We start from the raw sequence: 205 nt of genomic DNA, 5'->3' as shown, positions 1-205 counted from the left end.
GACGATGCGGGCAACAAAGCGCAAAGTGGTGATACAGACCTGTCTCACCACCCGGAATATAGCTCATGCCGTCACAAGCCGCTACCAGTGACAAACGCCAGCACATCATCGAAACCGCCTATGCCCTGTTCAAAAGCGGGGGGTTTCACGCCACGGGAATAGACCGCATCATCGCGGACGCCGACGTGGCCAAGATGACAATGTA

Annotated in this window: 1 protein-coding gene; it reads left to right on the top strand. The window is 56.1% G+C overall.

The window, feature by feature from the left end:
- Window positions 1-65: 65 nt before the first annotated feature.
- Window positions 66-205, top strand: a 140-nt coding sequence (locus tag EQW76_RS28950) for a TetR family transcriptional regulator (protein ID WP_142832652.1), incomplete at its 3' end; no start/stop codon positions are given.

The organism is Rhizobium sp. rho-13.1, assembly GCF_007000305.1.
Classification (GTDB): domain Bacteria; phylum Pseudomonadota; class Alphaproteobacteria; order Rhizobiales; family Rhizobiaceae; genus Rhizobium; species Rhizobium rhododendri.
The sequence above is the reverse complement of the archived record's forward strand: the minus strand, read 5'-3'. Positions and strand labels throughout refer to the sequence as shown.